This window comes from bacterium, assembly GCA_016873475.1.
GTDB lineage: Bacteria > Krumholzibacteriota > Krumholzibacteriia > JACNKJ01 > JACNKJ01 > VGXI01.
Genome location: VGXI01000272.1, coordinates 1 through 3,542 on the forward strand (window position 1 = coordinate 1; position 3,542 = coordinate 3,542).

Genomic DNA, 3,542 nt, shown 5'->3' on the forward strand with positions numbered 1-3,542 from the left:
CCCACGAGTGTCACGAGGAAGCGCTTCGGGTTCGCATCATGGAGCTTGAAGCTGAAGTGTCAGCGCTCACGACGCGCATCAAGGAACTCGAGAGCACGAGCATGCTCCTCGCGTATCCGGCGGACACCCCCTACGGGGCGTTCCTCCGGTCGTGGGATGCAGATCTCCTCTCGACGCCCGAAGAGCGCGACTGGGCGATGGCCTTCTTGGACGACTTCACCATCATGCTCAATCCTGGCGACATCTACTGGCTTCATACCCAGTGCCAGGATGGCATCTGGCAGGGGTGGTCGTACGACTACTTCCTGGCCAGGGCGCGAATGCTCGAAGCGCGGGGCTACAACCTCTCGATCGAACTTCCGCCGGATGATGCGGCATACCTCGCGACCTACTACGACGAAGGGTGACCTTCAGCGCCCAGGCCATGACGTGCCGCGCGTTGCTGCTGGTGCACACCGCGCCGCCGGTCTGGCCGGCCAGCGCCTTCACGCGGCCGGAGGTGTTCATGTAGGCCACGACCAGCAGCCGCGGCCCGTAGCGCTCGCGCAGCTGCTCGAACAGCGGCGCGACGTGGAACTCCTTGGCGAACAGCTCCATGGTGCAGCCGGCGCGCGGGTTGGTGATCCACACCTGCTGGTGGCTGTGCGCCAGCGTGGCGATGGACTCGGCCATGAAGTGCACCGCGCTCTCGACCACGTGCTCGGCCTGTTCGTGCGCCGCCGCCTGCAGCGCCAGCTCGTAGCTGTCCGCGATGCGCCCGCCGTAGCGCTCGACCAGCTTCACGATCTCGCCGCCCCTGTTTTAGTGCGCCAGCAGCATCATGCGCGGCCCGAAGTGCGCCAGCGCCGGCTTCAGGTAGTGGTCCATCCACGGCAGCACCGACTCGGGCGTGCGGTCGGGCAGCGCCAGGTACTCCTCGGCGTACGGGCGGAACTCCTCCTGGTAGCGGTCCAGCGGCAGGTCGACTTGGCAGATGGGCATGCCGGGCCGGATCTGCAGGCCCGACAGGCGGATGGAGCGGTCGAGCGTGCGGGGGCTGGGCACGGCGGGGCCTCGGAGGTCGAGCCGGGAGTGTAGAGCAGGGAAGGGGGCGGCGCAGGGGGCGCGAACCAGGGGAAGTGCGTCACGCGCGCCGCGTGCATCCGACTGGCTTGCTGGATGACGGTCCCCCGAGGGTCCCGCACGCCGCATCGCCCGGTGGCCGCCGCCGACGCCTGGCGGCCCCGCCGCCCGGAGGCGACGGTGCTGTACCGCACCGTCGCCGGGCACCTGGCGGACTTCCTGGCCGCGGCCGAGCCCGCCGACGGCCGCCCCGGCCTGCCCGGCTTCGTGCGGCGCGAGTTCCGGGCGTACCTCGAGTGCGGCATCCTGGCCCGCGGCTTCCTGCGCGTGCGCTGCGGCGCCTGCCGGGAGGACGTGCTGGTGGCCTTCTCGTGCAAGGGCCGCGGGATCTGCCCCTCGTGCGGCGGCCGTCGCATGGCCGACGCGGCGGCGCACCTGGTGGACCGCGTGCTGCCCCCCGTGGCGGTGCGGCAGTGGGTGCTGACGCTGCCCTTCCGGCTGCGCTTCGTGCTGGCCTTCGACCGCGAGCTGTGCCGGGCGGTGCGGGCCGTCTTTCTCGACACGCTGCTGGGCGCGCTGCGGCGACGGGCGCGGGCCCAGGGCGTGGCCGACGGCCGCGGCGGGGCGGTGGTGGTGGTGCAGCGCTTCGGCGGCGCCCTCAACCTCAACGTGCACTTCCACGCGCTGGTGCTGGACGGGGTCTACGAGCCGTCCGGCCCCGGCGGCCGGCCGCGCTTCCACACGGCACGCCGCCTGCGTCGTTGGGAGCTGGAGGACGTGCTGCAGGCGGCGCGGGCGCGCATCCTGGGCCTGCTGCGCCGGCGGGGCAAGCTGGAGCCGGAGCCCGACGCCGAGCCCCCGGGCCTGCTGGACGAGCTGGCGGCGTCCTCGATCACGGGCCGCGAGGCGATGCGGCGGGGCGCGCAGCCCGGTCCCCCGCCGCCGCGCGAGCCGCGCGCCTTCTGCGTGGAGCAGGAGGGCTTCAGCCTGCACGCAGGCGTGAGCGTGCCGGGCGGCGCGCGCCAGCGCGAGGCGCTCGAGCGGCTGTGCCGGTACGTGACGCGCCCGGCGCTGGCGACCGAGCGGCTGCACGAGCGCCCGGACGGGCGCCTGGAGTACGAGCTGCGGCACCCGTGGTCGGACGGGACGACGGCGGTGGTGCTGCCGCCGCGGGCGCTGCTGTCGCGGCTGGCGACGCTGGTGCCGCCGCCGCGGGCGCACCTGCTGACGTATCACGGCGTCCTGGCGCCGGCATCGGCACTGCGGGCGGCCATCGTGCCGGCGGGGCCGGCGAGACGGTCCCGCTGCCGCGGCGGGCCGGCGGCCGCGGCGCCCCGCGCCGGCCGTCACCCCTGGGCCGAGCTGCTGCGGCGGGTCTTCGGCCTGGACGTGCTGCGCTGCCCGACCTGCGGCGGCCGGCGGCGGATCGTGGCGGCGATCACGCGGGGCCCGGTGATCCGGGCGATCCTGGAGTCGCTGGGCCTGCCGGCCGATCCGCCGGTGGTGGCGTCGGCGCGCGGCCCGCCGGAGCTGTCGTGGGACGCGCCCGCGGAGTGACCGGGCTGCGGGCTTGACGGCCGGCGCGAGTGCGGTCAGGCTGCAGCGCGTCGCGGAGGCCGTGGTGATGGTCAGCGAGCAGCCGGGAAGGCGAGGCGGGAGGGGACGCCGGGAGTCGCGGTGCGTCCCCGGGGTGCCGGGCGCTGTGCAGAAGCCGGCAGCGGGGCGGGCGGTGAGCTCAGGAACGGTGGATTCGGGTGCGGCGCGATGCGCTGGCGGAGGTCATGGTCGGGATGAGGGAGAGGTTTGCGGCGCGGCGGCGCGGGGTGGGGGGCTTGAATGTCCTATGCCCCAACACGCTGCTGGGCCTGATGCTGATCGGCGTGGTGCTGTTCAACCACGACGACTTCAGCCGTCTCCACACCGCCTTCGCGGTCGCGTTCTTCGGAGGCAACGCCGTGGTGATGGTCTGGTACTCGCCGAAGAAGGAACTGTGGTTCAAAGTGCTGCTGGTCGGCGGCATCGTCCTGGCCATGGCCGGCTGCTACTGGCTCGACTGGTTCACGCTCTTCTACGCCGAGTGGCTGTCCTTCGGCATCATCGCTGCCCACTACATCCTCGAGTCCCGCGGGATCATCGAGTAGACCCGACGGTCCGAGTTGCGGCGGCGTGCGCGGGAACGCCTCTCGGCCTGTTGAGGGTGGCGGGAATGCACGCTCGGCGACCTCGGGAACACGCTGCGCACGCGCGCGTCGCCGGGCGCGCCCCGGGAGGGTGCCAGGGCTGTCGAGCCGGCCGCGACGTAACGGCACGCAGGGTGCGGTAGAGTCCGCGACCGGACAGGAACCTAGAACCCGACAGGAGGCGCTCGCATGAACCGGAGTCTCGCTCGTTGGATGTCCACCGCGGCCATGGTCCTTGGCTTTCCGTTTGCCGCCAGCGCCGAGGTCTGGGTGGTCAGCAAACTCACGTCAGGGCCCCCC

At 73.0% G+C, this 3,542-nt stretch carries 2 protein-coding genes and 1 pseudogene; 2 read left to right on the forward strand and 1 reads right to left on the reverse strand.

What is annotated here, in order from left to right:
- Positions 1-228: 228 nt before the first annotated feature.
- Positions 229-981: pseudogene (locus FJ251_14520) on the reverse strand (hypothetical protein).
- A 177-nt stretch (positions 982-1,158) separates the two neighbouring features.
- Here FJ251_14520 and FJ251_14525 point away from each other — a divergent pair.
- Positions 1,159-2,619 (forward strand): transposase, encoded by a 1,461-nt coding sequence (locus tag FJ251_14525; GenBank protein MBM4118918.1) that lies wholly within the window; start codon positions 1,159-1,161, stop codon positions 2,617-2,619.
- 233 nt (positions 2,620-2,852) lie between these two features.
- Positions 2,853-3,203, forward strand: coding sequence for a hypothetical protein (locus FJ251_14530; GenBank protein ID MBM4118919.1), 351 nt, complete (start codon positions 2,853-2,855; stop codon positions 3,201-3,203).
- Positions 3,204-3,542 lie beyond the last annotated feature (339 nt).

Excerpts from the sequence above, each read along its gene's own strand:
- FJ251_14525 (MBM4118918.1), top strand. The coding sequence starts at position 1,159 with ATGACGGTCCCCCGAGGGTCCCGCACGCCGCATCGCCCGGTGGCCGCC.
- FJ251_14530 (MBM4118919.1), top strand. The coding sequence starts at position 2,853 with ATGAGGGAGAGGTTTGCGGCGCGGCGGCGCGGGGTGGGGGGCTTGAAT.